Genomic DNA, 26,259 nt, shown 5'->3' with positions numbered 1-26,259 from the left:
TAGACACACAAAGTGAGTGGCTTTTCCCACAGAATAAGGCGCCGGCAAACGGGCGACGGGAGGATAACGGGAGGGCGTTGTTCAGCCCCCTTCCGGGCGGAAGGGGGAATCAGAGCTGAGTGAGGAGACTCAGCACAGTTCCAGCTGTACGTCGTACTGCTCGATGATTTTCATGACGCCGGGCGGCGGCAGCTGGTCGGTAAACAGATAGTCGATCAGATTCATATTGCCCAGGTTGACCATCGCGTTGCGGCCGAACTTGGAGTGGTCGGTAACCAGCATGACGCAGCGCGAGTTTTCAATAATGGCGCGCTTGGTGCGCACTTCATGGTAGTCGAATTCGAGCAGTGAGCCGTCCATATCAATGCCGCTGATGCCGAGGATGCCGTAATCGAGGCGGAACTGTGAGATAAAGTCCAGCGTCGCTTCACCCATAATGCCGCCGTCGCGGGTACGCACTTCGCCGCCGGCCAGGATCAGGCGAAAATCCTCTTTGGCGGTGAGCAGGGTGGCGACGTTCAGGTTGTTGGTGACGACGCGCAGGTTCTTATGGTTCATCAGCGCGTGCGCCACGGCTTCCGGCGTGGTGCCGATATCGATAAACAGAGTGGCGCCGTCCGGGATCTGGCTGGCGACGCGCTGGGCGATGCGGTCTTTTTCCTCTGACCACATCACCTTACGGTCATGGTAGGCGGTGTTCACGGAGCTGGACGGCAGTGCGGCGCCGCCGTGGTGGCGCTGAATTTTATTTTGATCGGCCAGGTCGTTCAGATCGCGGCGAATCGTCTGCGGACTGACGTCAAAATGCTCCACCAGTTCTTCAGTGCTGACGTAACCTTGCAGACGGACCAGCTCGATAATTGCGTCGTGACGCTGTGTTTGTTTCACGGTAATCCCCTAATACGCCGATATACCCGTCGGGTGAAGTTTGCCGAATTTTTTACCCGTAATCTTTTGATAGGTAAAGGTATAGTGTTATTGAGCGTTATTGTTCGTTGTGCGCGCGATGACGCGTGTCCCAAAATGCCATCAGCAACCCTAACACTAAACCGGCCACGTGTGCCGCGTTGGCGATCGACATTCCTAAAATATCGAAGTAGCCGGCGACCAGCCACAGTACGGAAAATATCATCAGGCCGCGCGGCAGCATCAGCCCGCGCTCCGGCGCCCGTTCGCCGCTGAGCCAGCTGTAGCCCATCAGCGCATAGACTACGCCGGACAGGCCGCCAAACAGCGCCCCGCTGAACAGCGATTGCGCCCAGCCGCTGAAGAAGGCCGACACCACGGCCAGCACAAACAGTTTACCGGCGCCGAGGCGTTTTTCCATCGGCCCGCCGAGGTACCACCACCAGAGCAGGTTAAAGGCGATGTGCAGCAGTGAGAAGTGAAGAAACGCATGGCTGATCCAGCGCCACAGCTGCGTATATTGCTCGCTGTTCTGCGGCCAGGAGAGCCAGTACATCACGCTGTCGTCGCCCACTACCTGCATCAGCACATACACCAGAATACACAGCGCCATCACGCTTAGGGTCAGCGGGCCGGCCTTGCTGCGGATAATCTGCAGGTAGGAGTCGTGCGGATAGTGCAGCTCGGCGGCGGTGCCGCCGGTTTGCCAGCTGGCGGCCTGATAGCGGCGGTTGAGCGGGTCGCGCATAAACTGCTGCAGTTCGTGTTGTACCTGTTCCAGCCGCGGTTCATCCGCCAGCCAGATCTCTGCGCTGTCCTGGCCGTGGCGCAGTTCCAGCGTAATGCCCTGCGTCGCCATATAGTCGACAAACGCCAGTGCCAGGCGGGGATTGGATACGGCGATCACTCTAATCATAAGTAGGGAGTTTCCGTCTTGCGTCGATGCGTTGTGGCCGTTGCAGATACCGGCGATGGCTGATTATAACGTTGAAACCCGATGTCGCAGCACCGACCTGTGGAAAATCGTGCAGGCAGGGGGAAGAACAGGGCGCTGGCGCGCCCTGATGATTATTCGGCGGAGGTTTCCACATCCTGCGGGTATTGACGCAGCCAGGCCTCAAAGCCGCCGTCGATGCTGTACACCGCATCAAAACCCTGATTCAGCAGATACTGCGCAGCGCCGCGGCTGCTGTTGCCGTGGTAGCACATCACCATCACCGGACGATCGAAATCGTTTTGCTGCATAAAGGTTTGCAGCGTGGCGTTGGTGAGATGAAATGCGCCCGGCGTATGCCCGGTGGCGAAACTCTGCGGATCGCGGATATCGACCAACGCCGCGCTGCCGTCTTGCCAGCGGCCGTGCGCCTGCTCAACATTGATCGCTTCAAACTGTTCCATGACTTCCAATTGCCTCGTAATTAGGGGACGCCGGCATTGTAACCAATTCCGCGCGCATAAAGACCAGACTAACACTGCGCCTTTATGCGCCGTATCCCATCATCTGCAGCAGCCGCTGCGCCTGCTGCACCGCTTCCTGCCGGTGGGCGACCCCCAGTTTCTGATACAGATTGCGGATATGCGTTTTGATGGTGGTGGCCGCCACCGCCAGCTCGCCGGCGATTTGGTCGTTGCTGTAACCGGAATAAATCAGCCCGAGCACCTGCCATTCGCGCTGGGTGAGCGGGCTGGTGCGGATAAGCTCAGGCACCTGTGGGTGCGTCAGCAGCTTATCGACGAAATTCTCGTCAAAATGCGCGAATTTATGCCGGTGATGCTGGTTGATATCGCGCAGAATGCGCTGGGCGCGGTGCTGTTCCAGCTCCGGCAGCGTATTGAGCTGGATCAGCTGGCGCAGCTGCTGCGCCATGGCTTCGCCCTCAATCACAAAGTGGCTGATAAAGCCGGTGCGGTTGGCCAGCGTCAGCGCTTCGATCAGGGCGCGCTGGGCGTCGCTTTTACGCTCGGTCTGCCAGTAAAGCTGGTTGCTCAGCAGCAGGTTACGGTTGAGATCGCTGATCAGCCGCAGCCGACGGGCGTTATCGTTCAGCTCGTCCAGCACCACTTCGGCCTCCTGATAGCGGCCAAGCAGAATCTGCACCCGGGCGATATTGCGCCACTGTCCCTGGGTGAAATGGTTGTCCGCCATGGCGGGCTTTTCGCACTGGCTCAGCCAGCGCGCGGCGGCGGCGGTGTCGCCGGTCATCTGCCAGTGGATGATGCGCGGTTTATCGGCATTGGTCAGCCAGTCGCGGTGATACTGCGCACCGTGCTGCAGGGTTTCGCAGCGCTGCAGATAGGCATGGGCGTTATCCAGATCGCCGCGCGCCAGCGAGCATTTCGCCAGCATGGCAAGGCACTGCAGCTGTTGCTGGGGCTGGTAGTTGGCCAGCACCGTCAGGCCCAGCCGGGCGGTGTCCTCCGCCTCATCCAGCCGCGACCATGACCACAGGATCTGCGCGCGGATGCGCAGCAGAAATTCATGCATCGGCAGTTGTTCCAGATGCTGCTCGCGGATCAGTTCGAACGCTTTATCCTGAGTTTCGTATGCCGCCTGCAGGAACCCCTGGGCGATAAGAATTTCGCTCTGCTGCAGCAGCGCCCACAGCGCGTAGTGATAGGTCTGATGGCGGCGGGCCATCTGCTCGGTCTGCTGCATCATCGGCAGGGCGCGCGTCAGCTCGCCTTTGCAGTGGTGAATCTCGCCGGTGACCGAAGTGGCGACGATGCGGCTGTAGTAACTGGATAGCGGCAGGTGCTTCAGCGCCTGCGTCGCTAACCGTTCCGCTTCTTCCGGCTTGCCGGCGTTGATCGCCACCTGCGCCCGCAGCGCGTCGAATTCGGCACGCAGCGTCGCGTCGACGGCGATCTGCTGCTCGCGCATTGCCTGCTCGGCCCGCTCCAACTGGGTGTTGACCTCAATATAGCGGTGCTGGCTCTGCGCCAGCCAGGCCTGCAGCAGCGCCAGTTTGGGGTTCTGGATCAGGCGCTCGTAAGGCAGGGCGTTCAGGCACTCCTCCAGCAGCGCCAGTTCGCTGTGGTGGAACAGCGACCAGGCGTGCTGCAGCAGAATATCGCGCAGCATGCTGATGTCGTTGGCCGCCAGCGCATGGTGAATGGCTTCGGCCGGGTAGCCGAGCGCCAGCCAGCCTTCGGCGGCGGCGCGGTGCAGCCCCGGCAGCTCCAGTGCCAGCTCCCACTGGCAGCGTTGGCGCAGGAAGGAGGCAAACAGCGGGTGGAAGTTAAACCATTCGCCGGTATCGTCCATGCGGTGGATAAACATGCCCTGCCGCTCCAGCTCCTCCAGCCGCTGCTGACCGTTGTCCTCGCCGGTCAGGCGCACAATCAGCGCGTCGTTCATCGAACGCAGCACCGAGCAGCGCAGCAGGAAGGCGCGCGCGCTGGCGTCGACGTGATCCAGCACCTCATCCACCAGATAATCGGCCAGATGGCTGGCGTTCAGCCCGGCCAGTCGTTTCGCCGACTGCTGCGCCGAGGCGCTGGACTGCCGGGCCGACAGGGCAATCAGCTGCAGCGCGGTGGCCCAGCCGGCGACCTCATCGCACAGGCGGCTGCTGTCCTGCTGCGCCAGCGGCGCGGGCAGCCGGCAGTCGAAAAACTGTTTGGCTTCCAGATGGTTAAACGCCAGTTGCTGACAGCCCAGCTCCAGCAGCTGATCGCGCACCCGCAGGTTGGCGATCCCCAGCGGCGGCAGCGTGCGGGACAGCAGAATCAGGGTCAGATTTTCAGGCTGATGGCGCAGGAAAAAGCGCATGGCTTCATGAATGACGTCGTTGGTGATCAGGTGGTAATCATCAATCACCAGATACAGCGGCTGATGCCAGTCCGCCAGTTCGATAAACAGCTGGCCAAACAGCGCGGACAGGCTGGCGTACTGATGCTTTTGGCTGAGGGCCTCACTTTTGACGCATTGCCCGCCGGTCGCCTGCTGCAGCGCGGCGATCAGGTAGCTGGCGAAGCGCTCCGGCTGGTTATCGCTCTCATCCAGCGAATACCAGCCCAGCTCGCCCTTGGCCGCCGCCCACTGGGCGATCAGGGTGGTTTTCCCGTAGCCGGCCGGGCTGTTGACCAGCGTCAGGCGATAGTTGGCCGCGCCGGCCAGTTTCGCCAGCAGGCGATCGCGTACCACGGTATTTTGCAGCCGTACCGGGCGGCTCAGTTTTGATGGGATCAGCATAGTCGTCCAGATATAAAGCGCGGTTCCTGCCGCCGAAATCTGCCCGCAGGGGTCGTTGAAACGCGTTTTTGCCCGCCGGGATTGGAGAGACGATTAATTATTTTATAGCGCGTAATTAATCACCTTGTTTAACTTCTGCCAACGTTAAGCGTAATGCAACAAGCTTCCGTTTTGGCTTGGCGGGAAGTTGCAGTTGATCACACTTTTTTACATCTCGGCGTCAGCGTTTTTCATCGCGCCCGGTGGCTGGCACAGTGCCGCAGATCACACTTTCAGCTACGCCCCAATCCTCCTCCCCAGCTAATCCCCGGGCGGGAGGATGTTCCGTTTTTCTCCGCCCGGCAGGATAGCCGACATTGACTTACTTATCGGATAGAGAGCCTCCTATGTCACAGCCTACGCTTAAAAAGGACGTTTTTCTGGCGGCACTGACCCGCCAGTGGCAGCACCTCGGACTGCGTTCCGCCCAGCAGATGACGCCGCACCAGTGGTGGCAGGCGGTCAGCGGCGCGCTGGCCGAACAGCTGGCGGCGCAGCCTGCCCCCGTGCGGCAGGACAGCGCGCAGCGCCATGTGAACTATATTTCGATGGAATTTCTGATTGGCCGCCTGACGGCCAATAACCTGATCAATCTGGGCTGGTATGACACGGTGGCGGCGGCGCTGGAGGAGCAGGGGATTCAACTGGCGGACGTGCTGGAGCAGGAAACCGATCCGGCGCTGGGCAACGGCGGGCTGGGGCGGCTGGCCGCCTGTTTCCTCGATTCGATGGCGACGGTAGGGCAGCCGGCGACCGGCTACGGGCTGAACTACCAGTACGGGCTGTTCCGCCAGTCGTTCAGCGGCGGGCAACAGCAGGAAGCGCCGGACGACTGGCAGCGCGAGAGTTACCCGTGGTTCCGTCACAATGCCGCGCTGGCGGTGGATGTCGGCATCGGCGGTGAGCTGGAAACCCTGGCGGACGGCCGCGAACTGTGGCGGCCGGCGCAGGTGCTGCGCGGCGAAGCCTGGGATCTGCCGGTGGTGGGCTACCGCAACGGCGTCAGCCAGCCGCTGCGCCTGTGGCAGGCCACGCATGCGCAGCCGTTTGATCTGGGCGCGTTTAACGACGGTGACTTCCTGCTGGCGGAGCAACAGGGCGTTGACGCCGCCAGCCTGACCAAGGTGCTGTACCCGAATGATAACCATCAGGCGGGCAAACGCCTGCGCCTGATGCAGCAGTACTTCCAGTGCGCCTGCTCGGTGGCGGATATTCTGCGTAAACACCATCAGGCCGGGCGACGCATTGAAGAGCTGGCGGACTATGAAGTGATTCAGCTCAATGACACCCACCCGACCATCGCCATCCCGGAAATGCTGCGCATTCTGCTGGATGAACACCAGCTGGCCTGGGATGACGCCTGGCGCATCACCAGCCGCACTTTCGCCTATACCAACCATACGCTGATGCCGGAGGCGCTGGAGTGCTGGGATGAAGAGCTGGTGCGCAGCCTGCTGCCGCGCCACTTCTCGATAATCAAACAGATTAACGCCAACTTCCGCCAACGGGTGGAGCAGCAGTGGCCGCAGAACGAGGCGGTATGGGCCAAACTGGCGGTGCACTATGACAAGCAGGTGCGCATGGCCAACCTGTGCGTGGTCAGCGGCTTTGCGGTCAACGGCGTGGCGCAGCTGCATTCGGATCTGGTAGTCAAGGATCTGTTCCCGGAGTATCACCAGCTGTGGCCGCAGAAATTCCATAACGTCACCAACGGCATTACGCCGCGCCGCTGGCTGAAGCAGTGTAATCCGGCGCTGTCGGCGCTGATCGACAGCCGGCTGCAGAAAGAGTGGGCGAGCGATCTCGACGCGCTGCAGGGGCTGGAGCAGTACGCCGACGATGCCTCCTTCCGCCAGCAGTACCGGCAGATAAAGCGCGACAACAAGGTGGCGCTGGCCAACTATGTGCACGGCGTGATGGGGCTGAAACTGGATCCGGACGCGATTTTCGACGTACAGATCAAGCGCCTGCATGAATATAAGCGCCAGCATCTGAACCTGCTGCATATTCTGTCGCTGTATCGCCAGCTGCGCGATAACCCGAACCTGGAAATGGCGCCGCGGGTGTTCCTGTTCGGCGCCAAGGCCGCGCCGGGCTACTACCTGGCGAAGAACATCATCTATGCGATCAATCAGGCGGCGGAGAAGATCAATAACGATCCGCAGGTGAAGGATCGTTTGAAAGTGGCGTTTATCCCGGACTATCGCGTCTCCGTGGCGGAGCTGATGATCCCGGCGGCGGATCTGTCCGAACAGATCTCCACCGCGGGCAAAGAGGCCTCCGGCACCGGCAATATGAAGCTGGCGCTGAATGGCGCGCTGACCATCGGCACGCTGGACGGCGCCAACGTGGAGATTGCCGAGCAGGTTGGCGCGGACAATATCTTTATCTTCGGTAACACCGTGGAACAGGTGAAGGCGTTGCAGGCCGGCGGTTACGATCCGCTGCGTTACCGGCAGCAAGATGCGCAGCTGGATGCGATTCTCACCGAGCTGGAAAGCGGCGCATTGAGTCACGGTGATAAGCAGGCGTTTGAAATGATGCTGCACAGCCTGCAGGCCGGCGGCGATCCTTATCTGGTGCTGGCGGACTTTGCCGACTATTGCCAGGCGCAGCAGCGGGCCGACCGGCTGTATCGCGATACGCAGGCGTGGACGCGCAGCGCCATTCTCAATACGGCGCGCGTCGGTATGTTCAGTTCGGATCGGTCGATTCGCGATTATCAGCAGCGCATCTGGCAAACCCGGCGTTAAGGAGAGTGAATGGATCGTAACAGCATCGACCGGGCGGCGGCGCAGGCGGGCATTATGGCCGACTATGTCAATGCCCACGGCCAGCAGCAGGCCATCACGCCGGAAAGCAAGCGCGCTTTGCTGGCGGCGATGAACAGCAAGGCGGCGTCGGCCGGCGAAGCGCCGCTGCCGCCGGTAAAAGTGTTTTTCCAGCGTCAGCCGATCGTGCTGCCGCTGGCGGGCAGCGGCGAATATGGCTGGGAGCTGATCCGCGAAGACGGCGTCCGGCTGCAGGGGCGCGCCGGCGCTGGCAAGACGTTTACCCTGCCTGCCGGGGAACTGCCGCTCGGCTATCATCAGCTGCGTTTAACGCAGCAACAGCAGAGCTGGCAGTGCCGGTTGATTATCGCCCCCAGACGCTGTTATGAACCGGACGCGCTGCTGACCGGTAAAAAACTGTGGGGCGCCTGTGTGCAGCTGTATACGCTGCGTTCCGACAGCAACTGGGGTATCGGCGATTTCGGCGATCTGCGGCGGATGGTGACGGAGGTGGGCGAGCGCGGCGGCGCGTTCGTCGGGCTGAACCCGATTCATGCCCTCTATCCGGCAGATCCAAACAGCGCCAGCCCGTACAGTCCGTCATCGCGGCGTTGGCTGAACGTGGTGTATATCGACGTCAACGCGGTGGAGGACTTCCAGCTCAGCGCTGCGGCGCAACGCTGGTGGCGTCAGGCGGCGACTCGTAAACAGCTGGCGGCGGCGCGTGACAGCGAATGGGTCGACTATGCGGCGGTGACCACTCTGAAGCTGACGGCGCTGCGGCTGGCCTTCAGCCAGTTCCAGACGCGGGCGGCCGATGACCCACAGCGCCAGGCGCTGCGTCTGTTTGTCGCCGAGGGCGGCGACAGCCTTTATCAGCAGGCGGTGTTCGATGCCCTGCATGCCCACCTGTGCGCACAGGATCCGACGCTGTGGGGCTGGCCGGTGTGGCCGTCGGCGTACCGTCAGAGCAACGGCGAGGCGACGGCGGCGTTTTGCCGCGACAATCAGGAGGAGGTGGCGTTCTACCTGTGGCTGCAGTGGCTGGCCGCGGCGCAGTTTGCCGACTGTTTCGCCTGCTGCCGGCAGCAGCAGATGCCGATCGGCCTGTATCGCGACCTGGCGGTCGGCGTGGCGCAGGGCGGAGCGGAAACCTGGTGCGACCGCGAGCTGTATTGCCTGCAGGCGTCGGTGGGGGCGCCGCCGGATATTCTCGGCCCGCTGGGGCAAAACTGGGGTCTGCCGCCGATGGATCCGCACGTGATGGCGGCGCGCGGCTATCAGCCGTTTATCGACCTGCTGCGCGCCAACATGGCCGACTGCGGCGCGTTGCGCATCGACCACGTCATGACGCTGCTGCGCCTGTGGTGGATACCCGCTGGCGCCACCGCCGACCAGGGCGCCTATGTCAAATATCCGCTGGACGATTTACTGGCGGTGTTGGCGTTGGAGAGCCAGCGTCAGCGCTGTATGGTGATCGGTGAAGATTTGGGGACGGTGCCGGTGGAAATTGTCAGCAAGCTGCGCGACAGCGGCGTCTATTCCTACAAGGTGCTGTATTTCGAGCGGGACGACGAAAACCGCTTCCGCGCGCCGCAGGCCTATCCGGTGCAGGCGATGGCGACTGTCACCACCCATGATTTACCGACGCTGCGCGGCTACTGGCAGGGCGATGACCTGCGGCTGGGCGCTTCGCTCGGCCTGTACCCGGACGCTGGGGTGCTGGCGGGGCTGTACGCCGACCGCGAACGGGCCAAACAAGGATTGCTGGACGGCTTGCACCACTATGGCTGCGTGCCGCAGAAGGTGGGCGGCAAGGCGACGCGGCTGGCGATGAGCCCGTTGCTGAACCGGGGGCTGCAGCGCTATGTGGCGGACAGCGCCAGCGCGTTGCTCGGGCTGCAGCCGGAAGACTGGCTGGATATGGCGGCGCCGGTGAATGTGCCGGGCACCAGTACGGAGTATCCTAACTGGCGGCGTAAGCTGTCGCAGACGCTGGAAACGATGTTTGCCGATCGGCGGATTGCGTTGCTGCTGAAAGATGTAGACCGCCGGCGGCGCAACGGTTCGGTGGGGTAGGCAGTCGGCACCATGCCGCCGTGACGGCATGGTGTCCGTGGCGGCACGCTTAGTAGTAAGAGTGCTCGCCGCGCTGGTGTTCGGTCAGATCGCGCACGCCCTTCAGTTCCGGGAACTTCTGCAGCAGCTCTTTTTCGATCCCTTCTTTCAGCGTAACGTCGACCATGGAGCAACCGTTGCAGCCGCCGCCGAACTGCAGAATGGCGAAGCCTTCATCGGTGATCTCCATCAGCGTCACGCGGCCGCCGTGGCCGGCCAGCTGCGGGTTGATTTGCGATTGCAGGACGTACTCGACGCGCTCCAGCAGCGGCGCATCGTCGTCTACTTTACGCATTTTGGCGTTCGGCGCCTTCAGCGTTAACTGCGAGCCCAACTGGTCAGTAACGAAGTCGATTTCGGCGTCTTCCAGAAACGGCGCGCTGATCTCATCAACGTAGGCCGACAGTTTGTCGAACTTCAGTTCGGTGTCCGTCGCTTCTACCGCGTCAGGCGGGCAATAAGACACGCCGCACTCGGCCGTCGGCGTACCCGGATTGATCACGAACACGCGGATCTGGGTGCCTTCCTCTTGATTTGCCAGCAGTTTGGTAAAATGTTCCTGTGCAGCATCTGTTATACGAATCATAGCATTAGCTCAATAGTTGACTTCTATAGTAGGTTATAATACGCCCATTATTCCGGCACTACAATGTGCGGCAAATACACCATATCTGTAATGAGGCGACGCCCTGCGCCTGCAGCAGCGCGGCGATTTCCGCCGCCGTACTGCCGGTGGTTACCACATCATCCAGCAGGACGACGTGCCGCCCGGCCAGATTATCCTCACAGCGAAAGGCGCCGCGCAGATTGCGTTTGCGCTGTCGTGCCGTCAGGCGCTGCTGTGCGGCGGTGGCGCGTATGCGCCGCAGCGCCTGCGGGCGATATTCACAGCCCAGCCAGCGGGCCAGCGGCGCCGCCAACAGTTCGCTCTGATTATAGCCGCGTCGCCAGCGGCGCATTTTCTGTAAGGGTACCGTTAAAATCATCTCGGGTCTGTTCAGATATTGCTCTCGGCGCAGGTGCAGCCAGCGCAGTAGCAACAGCCTGGCCAGCAGCGGCGCCAGCTCCGGACGGCGTTGAAACTTGAGCTGCTTAATCAGTCGGCTCAGCGGGCTGACATAGTCGGCGACGAACACCAGCCGCTGCCAGGGCGGCGTTTTTTGCAGGCAGCGGCCGCAGGGGTAACGGGTGTCGCCGGCAGGCAGGCCACAGCACGGACAGCAGGGCGGCGGTATGGGCAGCTGGCGCAGGCAGTAGCTGCAGATACCGTGTTGCGCCAGGCGCAAAGGCTGCCGGCATAGCCAACAGCGGCTGCGGATTGTTAGCATAGCGTCCTCCGTGACGAGTCAAACAAGGACAATAACTGATGACAGCGCTGTACTGGCAAACAATGGGTGAAGGCGATCGCGATCTTGTGCTGTTGCACGGCTGGGGGCTGAACGCCGAGGTCTGGGGTTGCGCGCTGACGCGACTGGCGCCGCATTTCCGGCTGCACCTGGTGGATCTGCCCGGCTATGGGCGCAGTCAGGGCTTTGGGGCGTTGACGCTGGCGCAGATGGCGGACGTTGTGCTGGCGCAGGCGCCGCAGCAGGCCTGGTGGCTGGGCTGGTCGCTCGGCGGGCTGGTTGCCAGCCAGGTCGCCCTGACGCAGCCGCAGCGGGTCAACGGTCTGATTACCGTGGCGTCGTCGCCGTGTTTCTCCGCCCGCGACGACTGGCCGGGGATTCGTCCCGAAATATTAAGTGGTTTCCAGCATCAGCTGAGCGAGGATTTTCAGCGCACGGTGGAGCGCTTCCTGGCGCTGCAGACGCTGGGTACCGAGAGCGCCCGCCAGGACGCCCGTACGCTGAAATCGGTGGTGCTGAATCAGCCGATGCCGAGCGTGGAGGTATTGAACGGCGGGCTGGATATTCTGCGCACCGCTGATTTGCGCCGTCAGTTGGCCGATGTGCGCTGCCCGCTGCTGCGTATTTACGGCTATCTGGACGGTTTGGTGCCGCGCAAAGTGGCGGCGCTGGTGGATGAACTGGCACCGGACTCCCGCTCGGTGGTGGTCGCCAAGGCGGCGCATGCGCCGTTTATCTCGCATCCCGATGAGTTTGCCGACCTGATCCTGCGCTTTGTCGGCGACGGCGCACTTTGATCCAGCGCAACGCCCGACTAAAAATATCGGCGATAACTGGCTAAAAAACCAAGCTGTCCGATACTGAATAAGTCAATGTGTTGGCTGCAAATGAAAGCGCTCTGTAGCCGCTCTTTTATATCGGCGCTCAGTCTCTGGGTGAGGGGGAACGTCAGGGAAATGGCGAACCTCCGGGCGTCGCGGCAGCCTGTTGTCACAAGGTGTTTATTTTTGACGACCTGAATAACGTATAAATTATCCATTGAGAGGTAGAGTTATGAAATCATTGAAGATGATCGTTGCTGCTCTGGTTGTGGGTTCCGTGTCTTTCAGCACCATGGCGGCCACGCTGCTGACGCAAGAAGATCTGGATAAGAATCCGGGAAAATACGAGAAGATCGGTACGGTGAGCACCACGGCGGAAACCACTTCGCCGATGGACGCGAAAGAGAAGCTGTCCAAACTGGCCGATGAGAAGGGCGGGCAGTATTACGTGGTGATCGCGGGCCGCGAGCACGGCAAATTCAGCGCCATCGCCGATGTGTATAAAGACAAACAGTAATTGCTGATTAACCGGGGGCGCATGGCCGCGCCCCTGGCTCACGCCTTCAGCCGATAGACCCGCGTCGTACAGGCTTTCCCTTCCGGACAATGTTTGCAGGCGCCGCTCAGACAGCCGCCGTCATCCATAACGCGGCATTCTGCTTTACCCAACGCAATTAAGCGATCGAGCATGGCCTGCACCAGCGGCAACGGCGCGTTCAACTGCCGGCTGAGCTGCTGTGCCTGAGCGCTGCCGCAGATCGCCAGCGCATCGCGCACCTGCAGCAGGCTGGCCATCAGTGACACGCCTTCTGTGAGGATTGGCAGCAGTCGCCGCCCGTTGTGGCGACGCTGCGCAGCCTGACGGTGACGCGGCTGCGGGCTTTACGCAGGCCGAACAGCACCAGCAGGTTGACCACCACCACCGCAGCCAGACAGAGCAGGCTGTACTGAGGATGCTGGCTGAAGGTGGCAATCTGGTAAAACAGCGTCGCCAGCGAATAGGCGATGTTCAGCCCCCACAGAATGGAGAAGGTCATCCAGCCGCGGCTGGATTCGCGGGCGATGGCCCCCATAACCGAGACGCACGGCACGTACAGCAGCACGAAGATCAGGTAGCTGTAGGCGGAAACCGGCGTGCCGAATTTGCTGCTCATGGTGCCCATCGAACTGACGCCCATTTCGCCGTCGCCTTTACTGGCTTCGATCGGGTTGGACAGGACGCTGAGGCTGAAAGTGTCTTTCAGCCCCTGCCAGGTTTCCTGCAGCGCCGCGTGCAGCTCATCCAGCAGGTTGAAGTTTTCGGCATCAAACGCTTCGTGAGTGATGTGTTCAGCGGTGTACAGCGTGTTCAGCGTGCCCACCACCACTTCTTTCGCCATCGCGCCGGTCACCAACCCGACGGTAGCCTGCCAGTTATCGCCGTGCACGCCCATTGGCTGCAGCAGCGGTGTCAGCACTTTGGAGACCGAGGCCAGCGCGGAATCATTGATGCTGTCCACCGGCTTGCCGCTGAAGGAGAAGCTGTTCAGGCCGCCGATAAAAATGCTGGCGATGACGATCACCTTGCCGGCGCGCAGCACGAAGCCTTTCAGCCGTTGCCAGGTTTGCAGCAGCAGGCTTTTCAGGTGCGGCACGTGATACACCGGCAGTTCCATCACAAACGGCGAGGCTTCGCCGCGCATAATGGTGTATTTCAGCACCAGACCGGTCAGGATCGCCACCAGAATGCCCAGCAGATACAGCGAGAACACCACGCCGGCGCCGTGCTGGCCGAAAAAGGCTGCGGCGAACACGGCGAAAATCGCCAGTCGGGCGCCGCAGGACATAAACGGCGCCATCATGATGGTGATCAGCCGTTCGCGCTGCGCATCCAACGTGCGGGTGCCCATAATTGACGGCACGTTGCAGCCAAAGCCGACAATCAGCGGCACAAAGGATTTGCCCGGCAGGCCCAGCGCCTGCATCAGCCGGTCCATCACGAACGCGGCGCGCGCCATGTAGCCTGAATCCTCAAGGAATGACAGGAATAGGTACATCATGCCGATTTGCGGCACCAGCGGCAGCACGGTGTTGATGCCGCCGCCGACGCCCTGCGCCAGGAAGATCGTCAGCCATTCCGGGGCATGCAGGGTATAACCGAGCCATTGAATCCCCTGAATAAACAGGGCGGCCGAGCCAAGATCGAAAATCGGCTGCAACGCGCCGCCGATATTGATGGCCAGCAGGAACATCAGGTACATCACCAGTAGGAAGATCGGTACGCCCAGCCAGCGGTTGAGGATCACGCTATCCAGCATGTCGGTCAGCCGGTTCGGCCGCGCCTGCTGTGCATCGCTGACGCTGTCGCAGATGGCGGCGATGGACTGGTAGCGCGCATCGGCAATCACCAGCGCCGGATCCTCCTGTTGCTGTTGCTCCAGCGACTGTCGGGCCGCCGGCAGCAGCGCGGCGGCGTCGCCCGCCAACTGGTGACTGTAAATATCGCCTTCGAGCATCTGCAATGCCAGCCAGCGGCGCTGCCCGTTCGGCAGCGTCTCGGGCATGGCGGCGCTGAGGGCGTCGACTTCCTGCAACAGCAGCGGCGGGTAGCTGACCAGCGCGGTGAGCTGGTTGAACTGGTGGTTATCGATGATCTGTTTGAGCACGCCGATGCCGTCGGCCTTGGTGGAAATCATCGGCACCACCGGGCAGCCGAGCCGTGCCGACAGGGCGGCGACATCAATATGGATATGCTGGCTGCGGGCGATATCCAGCATGTTCAGCGCCAGAATGCAGGGGATACCCAGCTCCAGCAGCTGCAGCGTCAGATAAAGATTGCGTTCAAGGTTGGAGGCGTCGACCACGTTGATCAGTAAGTCGGCGTCGCCGCTGAGGATGTAATGGCAGGCAATTTGCTCATCCAGCGAGGTTTGTTCGGAGATGGTGGTCAGTGAATAGGTGCCGGGCAGATCAACCAGCGTGACCCGCGATTGTGGCGTAGTGAACTGACCCTCTTTGCGTTCTACCGTCACCCCTGCCCAGTTGCCGACCCGTTGACGGGCGCCGGTGAGCTGGTTGAACAGCGTGGTTTTCCCTGAATTCGGATTGCCGATTAAACCAATGGTGAGTGTTTTCATCATTATTTTTCATGCCGCATGAGAGTGTCGACGACGGCCCGGCGTTACGGTTGCGCTTCAAGCGCCAGCAGGGCGAGATCTTTTTTACGTAATACCAGGCTGACGCGTCGGGTTTTTATTTCTATCGGGTCACCGAGCGGGGCAACGCGAATCACGTCGAATAATGAACCGGGCAACATGCCGAGCGATAAAAGTTTTTGTCGATAGGCCGGGCTGATTTCAGGCGAAAAACCGGCGATCTTATAAGAGCGTTTGGGCTGTAGATGCATATGACCTGCTTGATTTTTCTGGGCGCGCTGAGCGTTTACGCCAACGCGTCGGGCATTGAATACGGCGGCCGCCGACACCGCTTCAGGTCGCTGCCGATAAGAGATAAACACGTACAAGAATAATAGTGAGAACGATTATCCAATTCAATACGGATAGTGTGGCTATTGGTAACGATTCGTTATCGACTGCATGCGGTATGCCGTTACTTGTATCACCTGGCTGACGGCGCGGCAAATGAGGTAAATGCGTTAAATTTATTAAAAATTCACATCCACTTTTTCTTATTTGAGCGTGGTGTGAACTTGGCGTGAGGATATGATGCTGCCTTGCTACATCGGTGAAATTATCATTAACAGGGCCTGGTGCTGCCAATGGCGTTAACGCATTGTGTTATGGCAGAAATAAGCGCCATGAAAGCGGAATGTTAATGAAAATGTGAATGAGAACGTGTTTGACCGTGCGCATAGGGTGAAGAGAGAGACCGGTAACGGGCGGTGAAAAAATAGCGCCGGAGTTGCGGCAGGTCAAAAAAATGCGGGTTTTATCTAAAACAGGCGGAGCCGGACGGCCCCGCCTGAGACGCTGCGGCGGTTAACGCTTTTTGCCGAACGCAGCCGCCAGCGCATCGCCCATGGCGCTGTTGCCGGCCGGGGCGTTGTTGCGCGCTTTTGGCCGCTGGGCCTGCTGGCGCGATGCGCTATCGCGATCGCGCGCCGGCGCGGAACCGCCGCGTCGCGGCGAACCTTCGCCCGGCTGCTCGTCCAGGCGCATGCTCAGCGCGATGCGCTTACGCTGCAGATCCACTTCCATCACCTTCACCTTGACGATGTCGCCGGCTTTCACCACGGTGTGCGGATCTTCGACGAACTTGTCGGCCAGTGAAGAGATGTGCACCAAACCATCCTGATGGACGCCGATATCGACGAAAGCGCCGAAGTTGGTCACGTTGGTCACCGACCCTTCCAGGATCATGCCCGGCTGCAGGTCGTTCAGCGTTTCCACACCGTCGGCAAAGGTAGCGGTTTTGAACTCAGGGCGCGGGTCGCGGCCCGGTTTTTCCAGCTCCTTCAGGATATCGGTCACGGTCGGCACGCCGAACTGCTCGTCGGTGAAGTCGCTGGCCTTCAGGCCGCGCACCGTGCTCGGGTTGCCCATCAGATCCTGCAGCGCCTGCTGGGTGGCGGCCAGAATACGCTCCACCACCGGGTAGGTTTCCGGGTGCACGGTCGAGGCGTCCAGCGGGTTGTCGCCGTGGTTAATACGCAGGAAGCCGGCGCACTGTTCAAAGGCCTTCGGCCCCAGGCGGCTGACTTTCAGCAACTGTGCGCGGTTGTTGAAGCGGCCGTTCTCGTCGCGCCAGCTGACGATGTTCTGCGCCATGATGCGCGTCAGACCGGCAACGCGGGTCAGCAGCGGCACCGACGCGGTGTTCAGGTCGACGCCGACGGCGTTTACGCAGTCCTCAACGACGGAGTCCAGCTTTTTCGCCAGCTGGCTTTGGCTGACGTCGTGCTGATATTGACCGACGCCGATGGATTTCGGCTCGATTTTCACCAGCTCCGCCAGCGGATCCTGCAGACGGCGGGCGATGGACACCGCGCCGCGCAGCGACACATCGAGGTTCGGGAATTCCAGCGCCGCCAGCTCCGAGGCGGAGTAGACCGAAGCGCCGGCTTCGCTGACGATCACTTTCTGCGCCTTGACCGCCGGGAACTGCTTTTGCAGCTCGGCAAAGAAGCGCTCGGTTTCACGAGAGGCGGTGCCGTTGCCGATTGCCACCAGTTCGACGTTATGTTTGGTGCACAGCGCGGCGACCGCGGCAGCGGCTTTGGCGGCCTGGCCGGTGTGTGGATAAACGGTATCGGTCGCCACCAGTTTGCCGGTGGCGTCGACCACCGCCACTTTGACCCCGGTGCGCAGGCCCGGATCGAGACCCATGGTGGCGCGCATGCCGGCCGGCGCCGCCATCAGCAGGTCATGCAGGTTGCGGGCAAAGACGTTGATGGCTTCATCTTCGGCGCGCTCGCGCACCGTGCCCATCAGTTCGGTTTCCAGGTGCAGCAGCACCTTGATGCGCCAGGTCCAGTTGATTACCGCCTTGCGCCAGGCGTCCGCCGGCGCGTTGTTCAGCCGCAGATCCAGATGGCTGATGATGATCTGCTCCGCCTGGCTTTCACGCGGCGCTTCGTCGAACTGCGGGTCGGCATTCAGCGACAGCTGCAGAATGCCTTCGTTGCGGCCGCGGAACATTGCCAGCGCGCGGTGCGAAGGCACCTGGGCGATTGGTTCGTGATGGTCGAAGTAGTCGCGGAATTTCGCGCCTTCCTCTTCTTTACCTTCCACTACCTTGGCGACCAGATGGGCGTTCTTCCACAGGTAGTTACGCACTTTGGCCAGCAGCGCGGCGTCTTCAGCGAAGCGTTCCATCAGGATATAGCGTGCGCCGTCCAGCGCCGCTTTCACATCCGCCACGCCTTTGTCGGCGTCGACAAACCGTTCCGCCAACTGTTCCGGCTGCTGTTGCGGATCCTGCCACAGCGTATCGGCCAGCGGCTCCAGACCGGCCTCAATGGCGATCTGGCCGCGGGTGCGGCGTTTCGGTTTGTAGGGCAGGTACAGGTCTTCGAGTTCGGTTTTGCTCAGCGTGGCGTTAATCGCGCCCGCCAGTTCGTCGCTCAGCTTGCCCTGATCGTCAATGGATTTGAGGATGGTCTGGCGGCGATCTTCCAGTTCACGCAGATAACCCAGGCGGGTTTCCAGCTGGCGCAGTTGGGTGTCGTCCAGGCCCCCGGTGACTTCCTTACGATAGCGTGCGATAAACGGCACGGTATTACCTTCATCCAGCAGGCGGATTGCGGAGTCGACTTGCTCCGGACGCGCCTGCAGCTCTGTTGCAATAATGCGGCTCAGTGGCTCATTCATAAGTCTGGTATCTGTTAAGAACGGTGAATAAACAGGGGACAGTTATACGTACTGCCGGTGAAAAATGCCAGCGTGCCTGGCCGGCGCCGCACGGCCGCTGCGCCGGCAGCGCAGGGCGGTGCTGGCGTGAGGCAAGGTTCGGAATAGGCTGAAATTTATTTAACGTATTCAATCTGATTGACGTACCACAGCGCTTCGCCGAGCGGCGTGTTGACGGTAACGGCGTCGCCGACCTCTTTTTTCAGCAGGGCACGCGCCATCGGCGCGTCGATGGAGATGTAATCTTTGCGGCCGAAAATCTCGTCGTAGCCGACGATGCGAAAGCGTTTTAGGTCGCCGTCGTCGTTTTCCACCTCAACCCAGGCGCCGAAGAAGACTTTGCCTTCCTGCTGCGGCGAGTAGTCGACGATTTTCAGCTGTTCCAGGCATTTGGTCAGATAGCGCACCCGGCGGTCGATCTCCCGCAGGCGCTTTTTGTTGTACTGGTAGTCGGCGTTTTCGCTGCGATCGCCGAGGCTGGCCGCCCAGGTGACCTTTTTCGTCACCTCCGGCCGTTCTTCGCGCCACAGGTAATCCAGCTCTTGTTTAAGTTTGTTATAACCTTCGCGGGTTATTAATTGAGTTCTCATCGTTACCCACCTTAATGGAACGGCCATGGGATTTTATCACGCAGATTTTCGCATAACCTGGTGTATGACGGGCATTTTATCGCAATGTGATATGCTGCGCAGCAGCGTGAATAATGACGGGGAACCCTCCGTCCGGGTGACGAAAACAGTTGATAAATAAGCTTTGTAACAATTTCGGCTAGAATATATACCATTAATCGCTGTCCGATATGACAGGGTTTTTTAACAATATTCGCATCAGGCAATACAGCCTTTGGGAGTAATACAATGCAAGAGAATCATAAGATTCTGGTCGTTGATGACGACATGCGTCTGCGTGCGCTATTGGAACGCTATTTAACCGAGCAGGGTTTTCAGGTGCGCAGCGTGGCGAACGCCGAACAAATGGACCGCCTGCTGACGCGGGAATCGTTCCACCTGATGGTGCTGGACCTGATGCTGCCGGGGGAAGACGGTTTGTCTATCTGCCGCCGCCTGCGTAGTCAGAGCAACCCGATGCCGATCATCATGGTCACCGCCAAGGGTGAAGAAGTGGATCGTATCGTCGGGCTGGAAATCGGCGCCGATGATTACATTCCGAAACCGTTCAACCCGCGCGAACTGCTGGCGCGTATCCGCGCGGTACTGCGCCGCCAGGCCAATGAGCTGCCGGGCGCACCATCGCAGGAAGAGGCGGTGATCGCCTTCGGCAAATTCAAGCTGAACCTCGGCACCCGTGAAATGTTCCGCGAAGACGAGCCGATGCCGCTGACCAGCGGCGAGTTTGCGGTGCTGAAAGCGCTGGTGAGCCACCCGCGCGAGCCGCTGTCGCGCGATAAGCTGATGAACCTGGCGCGCGGCCGCGAATACAGCGCCATGGAGCGCTCGATCGACGTGCAGATCTCTCGCCTGCGCCGTATGGTGGAGGAAGATCCCGCCCATCCTCGCTATATTCAGACCGTTTGGGGCCTGGGCTATGTCTTTGTACCGGACGGCAGTAAGGCATGAGGCGATTGCGCTTTTCACCGCGTAGCTCGTTTGCCCGAACCCTGTTGTTGATCGTCACTTTGCTGTTCGTCAGCCTGGTGACGACCTATCTGGTGGTGCTGAACTTCGCCATCCTTCCCAGCCTGCAGCAGTTTAATAAGGTCCTGGCGTACGAAGTGCGTATGCTGATGACCGATCGGCTGCAGCTGGAAGACGGCACGTTGCTGGAGGTGCCGCCGGCGTTCCGTCGGGAAATCTATCGTGAGCTGGGGATCTCGCTGTATACCAATGCCGCTGCAGAAGAGAGCGGTCTGCGTTGGGCGCAGCACTATGAGTTCCTCAGCCAGCAGATGGCGCGCCAGCTTGGCGGCCCGACCGATGTGCGCGTCGAGGTCAACAAAAATACGCCGGTGGTCTGGCTGAAAACCTGGCTGTCGCCGGATATCTGGGTGCGCGTGCCGCTGACCGAGATTCATCAGGGCGACTTCTCACCGCTGTTCCGCTATACGCTGGCGATTATGCTGCTGGCGATCGGCGGCGCCTGGCTGTTTATCCGTATTCAGAACCGACCGCTGGTGGAGTTGGAACACGCGGCGCTGCAGGTCGGCAAAGGCAATATTCCGCCGCCGCTGCGTGAATATGGCGCGTCGGAAGTGCGTTCGGTAACGCGCGCGTTTAACCAGATGACCTCCGGCGTGAAGCAACTGTCGGACGACCGCACCCTGCTGATGGCCGGCGTCAGCCACGATCTGCGCACCCCGCTGACGCGTATCCGCCTGGCGACGGAAATGATGGGCGCCGAGGACGGTTATCTGGCGGAGTCGATCAATAAAGATATCGAAGAATGTAACGACATTATCGAACAGTTTATCGACTACCTGCGCACCGGTCAGGAGATGCAGACGGAGCTGTGCGATCTCAACGCTATTTTGGGTGAGGTGATCGCGGCGGAAAGCGGCTACGAGCGGGAAATTGACGCCAGCCTGGCGCCAGGCGAGCTGATGATGAATGTGCATCCGCTGTCGATCAAGCGAGCGGTGGTCAACATGGTGGTCAACGCGGCGCGTTACGGCAACGGTTGGATCAAGGTCAGCAGCGGCAGCGAGCTGCAGCGCGGCTGGTTCCAGGTGGAAGATGACGGCCCGGGCATCAAACCGGAAGAGCTGAAGCACCTGCTGCAGCCGTTTGTACGCGGCGACAGCGCGCGCAGCACCAGCGGCACCGGTCTGGGCCTGGCGATTGTGCAGCGTATTATCGATGGCCACGCCGGCGCGCTGGAGTTTGGCGTCAGCGAACGCGGCGGTTTGCGGATGCGCGCCTATATTCCGTTACCGATGGCTACCCGCGATGCGCTCAACGGTAATAACGGCCAGCCGAAAGAGAAGGCCTGACCCTCCTGCTGAAGGGCGCCGCCAGGCGCCCTTCAGGATTTACGGCTCATCACATAGTATTCGGCGGCGTCTTCATGCAGGCGCTGCCCCGCCGGCACCTGCCAGGGGTCGATCAGCTCGATGCCGCAGTGGAGAAAACTTTTGCTGTTGCGCGTGGCAAGCGTAGCGCCATGCTGCAGGCAGGTGGCGGCGATCTGCGCATCGGGCATGCTCATCGGCGTGCCCTGCCTTTGGTTACTGTCCATCAGCTCCGCATACTGCATGGCGCATAGGGCATCAAACGGCAAAATCTGCTCATCAAATTTAATCTGAATCGCCTCCGCCAGCCGGAGCCTGAGCGCCCGTTGGCGTTTGCCGTCCGGCATGCCGGTCACGCTGCTGAATAGCTCGGCGACAACGATGGCGCTTAAATACAGCTCACTATTATCTTTTTCGTTCAGCCAGCTGATCACGTTGTAATGCGGATTGGGGCGCAGCGTTTCTGCGATCACGCTGGTGTCGAGAATAATCATGCTTGCTCATCATCATCGAAGGTTGCGCGGCGCGGCGGCACGGCATCGCGCGGCGGGATCGCCAGCTCTACGCCGCCGAATTCGGCAAAATGCTGATGCATCCAGGTACCCAGCCCGTAACGCGCCGGCTTTTTCGTCAGCGCCTGTTTTAAAATCATACGCGCTTCTTCCTCCATGGAGTGACCATTTTTGGCGGCTGAAATGCGCAGCAGCTCTTTGATCTCATCATCGAGATTTCTGACGGTTATGGTAGCCATTGAACCCTCCATTGATGTCAATGATTGCAATGCCGTCATTATCTCACCCGGTTGTTTATTAAACAATGCGGGGGCGTAAAAAAGGCGCGGAAGCCGCGCCTTGAGTGAAGAGCTGAGAGAGGGTTACAACTTTGGACCGGCGCTGACCAGGGCTGCCCCGGCCGGCGTATCGGTGTATTTATCGAAGTTGGTGATAAAGCGTTGTGCCAGATCCTGCGCTTTCTCTTCCCACTGCGCTTCGCTCTGGTAGGTGGCGCGCGGGTCAAGGATCGCGGGGTCGACGCCAGGCAGCGCCGTCGGCACCGCCAGATCGAAGATCGGCAGGGTGATGGTTTCCGCCTGGTCGATTTCGCCGCTGAGAATGGCGTCGATAATTCCGCGCGTATCTTTGATTGAGATACGTTTGCCGGTACCGTTCCAGCCGGTGTTCACCAGGTAGGCTTGCGCACCGGCGGCCTGCATGCGTTTAACCAGCACTTCAGCGTATTGCGTCGGGTGCAGCGACAGGAAGGCGGCGCCGAAGCAGGAAGAGAAGGTCGGCGTTGGTTCGGTAATACCGCGCTCGGTGCCTGCCAGTTTGGCGGTAAAGCCGGACAGGAAGTGGTACTGAGTCTGGTCAGCGGTCAGGCGCGAAACCGGCGGCAGCACGCCAAAAGCGTCAGCGGTCAGGAAGATCACCTTGGTGGCGTGGCCGGCCTTGGAAACCGGTTTGACGATGTTCTGGATATGGTAAATCGGGTAGGAAACGCGGGTGTTCTCGGTTTTCGAACCGTCATTGAAATCGATGCTGCCGTCGGCCAGTACGGTGACGTTTTCCAGCAGCGCATCGCGCTTGATGGCGTGGTAAATATCCGGTTCGGCTTCTTCGGAGAGCTTGATGGTTTTGGCGTAGCAGCCGCCTTCGAAGTTGAACACGCCGTCGTCGTCCCAGCCGTGCTCATCGTCGCCGATCAGTTGGCGCTTCGGATCGGTGGACAGCGTGGTCTTACCGGTGCCGGACAGGCCGAAGAACACCGCCACGTCACCCTGTTCGCCGACGTTGGCCGAGCAGTGCATGGAAGCGATGCCCTTCAGCGGCAGCAGGTAGTTCATCATGGAGAACATACCCTTTTTCATTTCGCCGCCGTACCAGGTACCGCCGATCAGCTGCATGCGCTCCGTCAGGTTGAAGGCGACGAAGTTTTCCGAGTTCAGCCCCTGCTGCTGCCAGTTTGGATTGGTGCATTTGGCGCCGTTCATCACCACGAAGTCCGGCTCAAAGTCTGCCAGCTCTTCGTCGCTCGGGCGGATGAACATGTTTTTCACGAAGTGCGCCTGCCAGGCGACCTCGGTGATAAAGCGTACTTTCAGGCGGGAGTCGGCATTGGCGCCGCAAAAGGTATCAACCACGAACAGGCGTTTACCGGAGAGTTGCTGAGTCACCAGCTGCTTCAGCTCGCCCCAGACTTCCGGGCTGAGCGGTTTGTTGTCATTTTTGCCTTTCCCCTGATCGGCCCACCACACGGTATCGCGGGTCACGTCATCGCGGACAATGTATTTGTCCTTCGGGGAACGGCCGGTAAAGATCCCGGTATCGACGGCTACCGCACCCAGGTTGGTCACCACGCCGCGCTCGTAGCCCGTTAAGGAAGGGTCGGTTTCTTCTTTAAACAGGAGGTCATAGCTTGGGTTGTAGACGATCTCGCCGGCGTTGTGGATCCCGTAGGCGGCAAGATCCTGGGGGGTTATACCTTTAGCACACATGTCACTACTCCTTGGTCACAGAATTTCTGCGGCCAATTGTAGGTATTTAATAGTGCGTAACCGCGATAGGTATCAAATATTTAACGTTTTAAACTAAATTTAGTTACGAAGTGAGAGATAGCACACGGAAAAAAGCAAACGTGCAAACGGAAAGGGCTGACGGGGCGCGCTTCGGCCCCGTCAGTATGGGGTGCAACTTAGTGTAACTGGTCGCTTTCGCCGGTGTTACCTGCGTATAGCGCGGCGACGTCCATCGCATCAAACACGTAATGGTTGCCGCAATAGTCGCAGTGCATATCGATGTTGCCGTCCTGCTCCAGCATATCGGCCACCTCATCGGTGGGCAGCGTCAGCAGCGCGTCGGCGCAGCGCTGGCGCGAGCAGGTGCAGCGGAATATGACCGGCTGCGGTTCATACAGCGTCACCTCTTCCTGGTGGTACAGGCGGTACAGCACCTCATTGGCCGGCAGAGTGAACAGCTCTTCGTTCTTGATGGTGGCGGTCAGCTGCACCAGGTGATCGAAGTCGTCAGCGTTTTGTTCGTCCTGCGCCGGCAGAACCTGCAGCAGCATGCCGCCGGCGGCCGGCTGGCCGTCAGCCTCGCCGGTGCGAATAAACAGACGGGTCGGCAGCTGTTCCGACTGGCGGAAATAGTTCTCCAGGCACTCGGCCAGGGTTTCGCCTTCCAGCGCCACTACGCCCTGATAGCGCTCGCCCTCGGCCGGGGTAATGGTAATGACCATCACGCCGTTGCCGATCATCTGCTGCAGCGTGCTGCCGTCGGCGATATCGCCCTGCAGGCGCGCCACACCGCGCATTTCCTGCTGGTTGTTGCCATTGATCACCGCCAGCTTCAGCGGGCCGTCGCCCTGCAGCTGTACGGTAATATCGCCGTCGAATTTCAGGGTTGCCGTCAGCAGGCTGGTTGCCACCAGCATTTCACCCAGCAGCGCCTGCACCGGGGCAGGGTAGTCGTGGTTTTCCAGAATGTGCCGATAGGTGTCGCTGAGGGTAACCAGCTCACCGCGCACCGCGTAGTTCTCGAACAGGTAACGGTGTAATTGGTCATGATTAGACATAGTTTTCTCTCTGTGAGGCGAGGGATTATTCCGACTCGCCAAATTTAAATTTAATCAGGGTGCGCCGTTCCTTCTTGTCCGGACGGCGGTCCGGATGCGGCATGCTCAGGGCGTTCAGCTTGCGTGCCTGCGCCATCTTTTCCCGGTTGGCGATGCTGGCTGCGGTTTCCTCATACATCAGCTGCGCTTCGCCGGCGCCGCGCCGCTGGCCGTTGAGCGCCAGCACGATTACCGTGCGTTCCTCATTTCCCTGACGCAGCTTGATCTCCGCGTTCAGCTCGACGTTCTTGCTGGGCTTGCTGCGCTGGCCGTTATAGTGCACTTTGCCGCCGTCGATCATCTCGCGCGCCAGCGAACGGGTTTTATAAAACCGTGCGGCCCACAGCCACTTGTCTAAACGGACGGCGTCATCGCTCGTCGTTTTTGCTTTCATTTTGGCTCCCGTGCCAGCGCCGGTATCAACTGACGGTAATCGCGCATGGACGGATGACGCTGGAAAGTTTTTTCCGCCATGCTGGAATCCGGATTTTGTACGCCGAGACAATAGCGAATGCCAAACCGGTGCGCGGCGTCCAGAATCGGTTCGCCGTCATCCACGAACAGCGTGCGCTGCGGGTCGAAGCCGATGCGTTGCTGCACCGCCTGCCACAGGCGCTGATCTTCCTTCGGATATCCAAATGTGTGGGTGGAAAGTAATAAATCAAGGTGCCGATCGAGGCCGGTATGCGCAATTTTTACCGCCAGACTGTGCGGGTGCGCATTGGTCAGCAAAATGGCCTGGCGGCCGGAGTCGCGCAGCGCCTGCAGAAACGGCGCGGTATCATCGCGCAGGCGGGCGCGGGAGCCGGCTTCGCTGGTCATGGCGTAAATATCCAGATCCAGTCGCGAGCTCCAGTAATCAAAGCAGTACCAGTTCATGGTGTGCTGTACTGCGGCATACTCGGCGTCAATCATTTGACGGGCCTGCTCAAACGAGATGTCGCGCTGGGCGCTCAGCGCCTGCGGCACCCGCTGCAGCCAAAAGTGGCTGTCGAACTCCAGATCGAGCAGGGTGCCGTCCATGTCCAGCAAAACGGTATCTATATTGCGCCAATCAAATTCAGGAACCATGAATACTCCAGCGGCAGGCCTGGTCGCCCATTGTGAAAACGGTGTTTCCGCCCGTCGTCGTACCGGCG

At 60.3% G+C, this 26,259-nt stretch carries 23 protein-coding genes; 6 read left to right on the top strand and 17 right to left on the bottom strand.

Going from position 1 to position 26,259, the window contains the following annotated elements; translation table 11 throughout:
* Window positions 1-129: 129 nt before the first annotated feature.
* From CLM71_RS22495 to malT, 4 genes are all read right to left on the bottom strand, one after another.
* Window positions 130-888 (bottom strand): DeoR/GlpR family transcriptional regulator, encoded by a 759-nt coding sequence (locus CLM71_RS22495; protein WP_015962228.1) that lies wholly within the window; start codon window positions 886-888, stop codon window positions 130-132.
* Window positions 889-985: 97 nt separating this feature from the next.
* Window positions 986-1,822, bottom strand: a complete 837-nt coding sequence (glpG, locus tag CLM71_RS22490) for a rhomboid family intramembrane serine protease GlpG (RefSeq protein WP_105232954.1) — start codon at window positions 1,820-1,822, stop codon at window positions 986-988.
* A 152-nt stretch (window positions 1,823-1,974) separates the two neighbouring features.
* The gene (glpE, locus tag CLM71_RS22485; protein ID WP_105232953.1) at window positions 1,975-2,304 is read right to left on the bottom strand and encodes a thiosulfate sulfurtransferase GlpE; all 330 of its coding nucleotides are present in this window, start codon (window positions 2,302-2,304) and stop codon (window positions 1,975-1,977) included.
* A gap of 82 nt (window positions 2,305-2,386) precedes the next feature.
* Window positions 2,387-5,101 carry an HTH-type transcriptional regulator MalT gene (gene malT, locus CLM71_RS22480; RefSeq protein WP_105232952.1) on the bottom strand — a complete coding sequence of 905 codons (2,715 nt, stop codon included), beginning with the start codon at window positions 5,099-5,101 and terminating at the stop codon, window positions 2,387-2,389.
* Window positions 5,102-5,487: 386 nt separating this feature from the next.
* Here malT and malP point away from each other — a divergent pair, with 386 nt between their 5' ends.
* Window positions 5,488-7,893, top strand: a complete 2,406-nt coding sequence (malP, locus tag CLM71_RS22475) for a maltodextrin phosphorylase (protein ID WP_105232951.1) — start codon at window positions 5,488-5,490, stop codon at window positions 7,891-7,893.
* Between the two features lie 9 nt (window positions 7,894-7,902).
* Window positions 7,903-9,990, top strand: coding sequence for a 4-alpha-glucanotransferase (gene malQ, locus CLM71_RS22470; RefSeq protein WP_105232950.1), 2,088 nt, complete (start codon window positions 7,903-7,905; stop codon window positions 9,988-9,990).
* A gap of 49 nt (window positions 9,991-10,039) precedes the next feature.
* On the opposite strand, the gene nfuA is transcribed toward malQ, so the two are convergent.
* Both nfuA and gntX read right to left on the bottom strand, forming a co-directional pair.
* On the bottom strand, window positions 10,040-10,615 hold the full coding sequence (gene nfuA, locus CLM71_RS22465; RefSeq protein WP_015962222.1) for a Fe-S biogenesis protein NfuA: 576 nt from the start codon (window positions 10,613-10,615) through the stop codon (window positions 10,040-10,042).
* A 58-nt stretch (window positions 10,616-10,673) separates the two neighbouring features.
* Window positions 10,674-11,357: a DNA utilization protein GntX gene (gene gntX, locus CLM71_RS22460; RefSeq protein ID WP_105232949.1), complete on the bottom strand. Its 684-nt coding sequence runs from the start codon at window positions 11,355-11,357 to the stop codon at window positions 10,674-10,676.
* Window positions 11,358-11,395: 38 nt separating this feature from the next.
* Between gntX and bioH the strand changes: the two genes are divergently transcribed.
* On the top strand, window positions 11,396-12,172 hold the full coding sequence (bioH, locus tag CLM71_RS22455; RefSeq protein ID WP_105232948.1) for a pimeloyl-ACP methyl ester esterase BioH: 777 nt from the start codon (window positions 11,396-11,398) through the stop codon (window positions 12,170-12,172).
* A gap of 256 nt (window positions 12,173-12,428) precedes the next feature.
* Window positions 12,429-12,713: a YdgH/BhsA/McbA-like domain containing protein gene (locus tag CLM71_RS22445; protein WP_015962219.1), complete on the top strand. Its 285-nt coding sequence runs from the start codon at window positions 12,429-12,431 to the stop codon at window positions 12,711-12,713.
* Between the two features lie 38 nt (window positions 12,714-12,751).
* Here the strand turns inward: CLM71_RS22445 and CLM71_RS22440 are convergent, their stop codons facing one another.
* From CLM71_RS22440 to greB, 5 genes are all read right to left on the bottom strand, one after another.
* Complete coding sequence (locus CLM71_RS22440; RefSeq protein ID WP_105232946.1) at window positions 12,752-12,991, bottom strand: FeoC-like transcriptional regulator; 240 nt, start codon at window positions 12,989-12,991, stop codon at window positions 12,752-12,754.
* Window positions 12,991-15,312, bottom strand: coding sequence for a Fe(2+) transporter permease subunit FeoB (gene feoB / locus CLM71_RS22435; RefSeq protein WP_105233545.1), 2,322 nt, complete (start codon window positions 15,310-15,312; stop codon window positions 12,991-12,993). The genes CLM71_RS22440 and feoB overlap by 1 nt, the downstream gene beginning before the upstream one ends.
* A 44-nt stretch (window positions 15,313-15,356) precedes the next feature.
* Complete coding sequence (gene feoA / locus CLM71_RS22430; protein WP_105232945.1) at window positions 15,357-15,581, bottom strand: ferrous iron transporter A; 225 nt, start codon at window positions 15,579-15,581, stop codon at window positions 15,357-15,359.
* A gap of 592 nt (window positions 15,582-16,173) precedes the next feature.
* On the bottom strand, window positions 16,174-18,504 hold the full coding sequence (locus CLM71_RS22425) for a Tex family protein (RefSeq protein WP_105232944.1): 2,331 nt from the start codon (window positions 18,502-18,504) through the stop codon (window positions 16,174-16,176).
* Window positions 18,505-18,659: 155 nt separating this feature from the next.
* On the bottom strand, window positions 18,660-19,133 hold the full coding sequence (gene greB, locus CLM71_RS22420) for a transcription elongation factor GreB (RefSeq protein WP_105232943.1): 474 nt from the start codon (window positions 19,131-19,133) through the stop codon (window positions 18,660-18,662).
* Window positions 19,134-19,400: 267 nt separating this feature from the next.
* Between greB and ompR the strand changes: the two genes are divergently transcribed.
* Together ompR and envZ are read left to right on the top strand one after the other, a co-directional pair.
* Window positions 19,401-20,120 carry a two-component system response regulator OmpR gene (gene ompR, locus CLM71_RS22415; RefSeq protein ID WP_004709363.1) on the top strand — a complete coding sequence of 240 codons (720 nt, stop codon included), beginning with the start codon at window positions 19,401-19,403 and terminating at the stop codon, window positions 20,118-20,120.
* A complete protein-coding gene (envZ, locus tag CLM71_RS22410) occupies window positions 20,117-21,490 on the top strand; it encodes a two-component system sensor histidine kinase EnvZ (protein ID WP_105232942.1) in 1,374 nt (457 codons plus the stop codon). The genes ompR and envZ overlap by 4 nt, the downstream gene beginning before the upstream one ends.
* 32 nt (window positions 21,491-21,522) lie before the next feature.
* On the opposite strand, the gene CLM71_RS22405 is transcribed toward envZ, so the two are convergent.
* The 6 genes from CLM71_RS22405 to yrfG all read right to left on the bottom strand — a co-directional run bounded on the left by CLM71_RS22405 (window position 21,523) and on the right by yrfG (window position 26,191).
* Complete coding sequence (locus tag CLM71_RS22405) at window positions 21,523-22,002, bottom strand: type II toxin-antitoxin system VapC family toxin (protein ID WP_105232941.1); 480 nt, start codon at window positions 22,000-22,002, stop codon at window positions 21,523-21,525.
* A complete protein-coding gene (locus CLM71_RS22400; RefSeq protein ID WP_105232940.1) occupies window positions 21,999-22,259 on the bottom strand; it encodes a plasmid stabilization protein in 261 nt (86 codons plus the stop codon). The genes CLM71_RS22405 and CLM71_RS22400 overlap by 4 nt, the downstream gene beginning before the upstream one ends.
* 123 nt (window positions 22,260-22,382) lie before the next feature.
* Window positions 22,383-24,002 carry a phosphoenolpyruvate carboxykinase (ATP) gene (gene pckA / locus CLM71_RS22395; protein WP_105232939.1) on the bottom strand — a complete coding sequence of 540 codons (1,620 nt, stop codon included), beginning with the start codon at window positions 24,000-24,002 and terminating at the stop codon, window positions 22,383-22,385.
* A gap of 197 nt (window positions 24,003-24,199) precedes the next feature.
* Window positions 24,200-25,081: an Hsp33 family molecular chaperone HslO gene (gene hslO / locus CLM71_RS22390; RefSeq protein WP_105232938.1), complete on the bottom strand. Its 882-nt coding sequence runs from the start codon at window positions 25,079-25,081 to the stop codon at window positions 24,200-24,202.
* Between the two features lie 25 nt (window positions 25,082-25,106).
* The gene (hslR, locus tag CLM71_RS22385; protein ID WP_105232937.1) at window positions 25,107-25,514 is read right to left on the bottom strand and encodes a ribosome-associated heat shock protein Hsp15; all 408 of its coding nucleotides are present in this window, start codon (window positions 25,512-25,514) and stop codon (window positions 25,107-25,109) included.
* Entirely contained in the window at window positions 25,511-26,191 is a 681-nt protein-coding gene (gene yrfG / locus CLM71_RS22380) for a GMP/IMP nucleotidase (protein WP_105232936.1), read from the bottom strand. Before yrfG ends, hslR begins: the two co-directional genes overlap by 4 nt.
* Window positions 26,192-26,259 lie beyond the last annotated feature (68 nt).

The sequence above is a fragment of the Serratia sp. MYb239 genome (assembly GCF_002966855.1).
Classification (GTDB): Bacteria; Pseudomonadota; Gammaproteobacteria; order Enterobacterales; family Enterobacteriaceae; genus Serratia_B; species Serratia_B rhizosphaerae.
The sequence above is the reverse complement of the archived record's forward strand: the minus strand, read 5'-3'. Positions and strand labels throughout refer to the sequence as shown.

What these genes read in the sequence shown, in the direction of transcription:
- glpG (WP_105232954.1), bottom strand. Translation starts at nt 1,822, where the DNA reads ATGATTAGAGTGATCGCCGTATCCAATCCCCGCCTGGCACTGGCGTTT.
- glpE (WP_105232953.1), bottom strand. Translation starts at nt 2,304, where the DNA reads ATGGAACAGTTTGAAGCGATCAATGTTGAGCAGGCGCACGGCCGCTGG.
- malT (WP_105232952.1), bottom strand. Translation starts at nt 5,101, where the DNA reads ATGCTGATCCCATCAAAACTGAGCCGCCCGGTACGGCTGCAAAATACC.
- malP (WP_105232951.1), top strand. Translation starts at nt 5,488, where the DNA reads ATGTCACAGCCTACGCTTAAAAAGGACGTTTTTCTGGCGGCACTGACC.
- malQ (WP_105232950.1), top strand. Translation starts at nt 7,903, where the DNA reads ATGGATCGTAACAGCATCGACCGGGCGGCGGCGCAGGCGGGCATTATG.
- nfuA (WP_015962222.1), bottom strand. Translation starts at nt 10,615, where the DNA reads ATGATTCGTATAACAGATGCTGCACAGGAACATTTTACCAAACTGCTG.
- gntX (WP_105232949.1), bottom strand. Translation starts at nt 11,357, where the DNA reads ATGCTAACAATCCGCAGCCGCTGTTGGCTATGCCGGCAGCCTTTGCGC.
- bioH (WP_105232948.1), top strand. Translation starts at nt 11,396, where the DNA reads ATGACAGCGCTGTACTGGCAAACAATGGGTGAAGGCGATCGCGATCTT.
- CLM71_RS22445 (WP_015962219.1), top strand. Translation starts at nt 12,429, where the DNA reads ATGAAATCATTGAAGATGATCGTTGCTGCTCTGGTTGTGGGTTCCGTG.
- CLM71_RS22440 (WP_105232946.1), bottom strand. Translation starts at nt 12,991, where the DNA reads ATGGCCAGCCTGCTGCAGGTGCGCGATGCGCTGGCGATCTGCGGCAGC.
- feoB (WP_105233545.1), bottom strand. Translation starts at nt 15,312, where the DNA reads ATGAAAACACTCACCATTGGTTTAATCGGCAATCCGAATTCAGGGAAA.
- feoA (WP_105232945.1), bottom strand. Translation starts at nt 15,581, where the DNA reads ATGCATCTACAGCCCAAACGCTCTTATAAGATCGCCGGTTTTTCGCCT.
- CLM71_RS22425 (WP_105232944.1), bottom strand. Translation starts at nt 18,504, where the DNA reads ATGAATGAGCCACTGAGCCGCATTATTGCAACAGAGCTGCAGGCGCGT.
- greB (WP_105232943.1), bottom strand. Translation starts at nt 19,133, where the DNA reads ATGAGAACTCAATTAATAACCCGCGAAGGTTATAACAAACTTAAACAA.
- ompR (WP_004709363.1), top strand. Translation starts at nt 19,401, where the DNA reads ATGCAAGAGAATCATAAGATTCTGGTCGTTGATGACGACATGCGTCTG.
- envZ (WP_105232942.1), top strand. Translation starts at nt 20,117, where the DNA reads ATGAGGCGATTGCGCTTTTCACCGCGTAGCTCGTTTGCCCGAACCCTG.
- CLM71_RS22405 (WP_105232941.1), bottom strand. Translation starts at nt 22,002, where the DNA reads ATGATTATTCTCGACACCAGCGTGATCGCAGAAACGCTGCGCCCCAAT.
- CLM71_RS22400 (WP_105232940.1), bottom strand. Translation starts at nt 22,259, where the DNA reads ATGGCTACCATAACCGTCAGAAATCTCGATGATGAGATCAAAGAGCTG.
- pckA (WP_105232939.1), bottom strand. Translation starts at nt 24,002, where the DNA reads ATGTGTGCTAAAGGTATAACCCCCCAGGATCTTGCCGCCTACGGGATC.
- hslO (WP_105232938.1), bottom strand. Translation starts at nt 25,081, where the DNA reads ATGTCTAATCATGACCAATTACACCGTTACCTGTTCGAGAACTACGCG.
- hslR (WP_105232937.1), bottom strand. Translation starts at nt 25,514, where the DNA reads ATGAAAGCAAAAACGACGAGCGATGACGCCGTCCGTTTAGACAAGTGG.
- yrfG (WP_105232936.1), bottom strand. Translation starts at nt 26,191, where the DNA reads ATGGTTCCTGAATTTGATTGGCGCAATATAGATACCGTTTTGCTGGAC.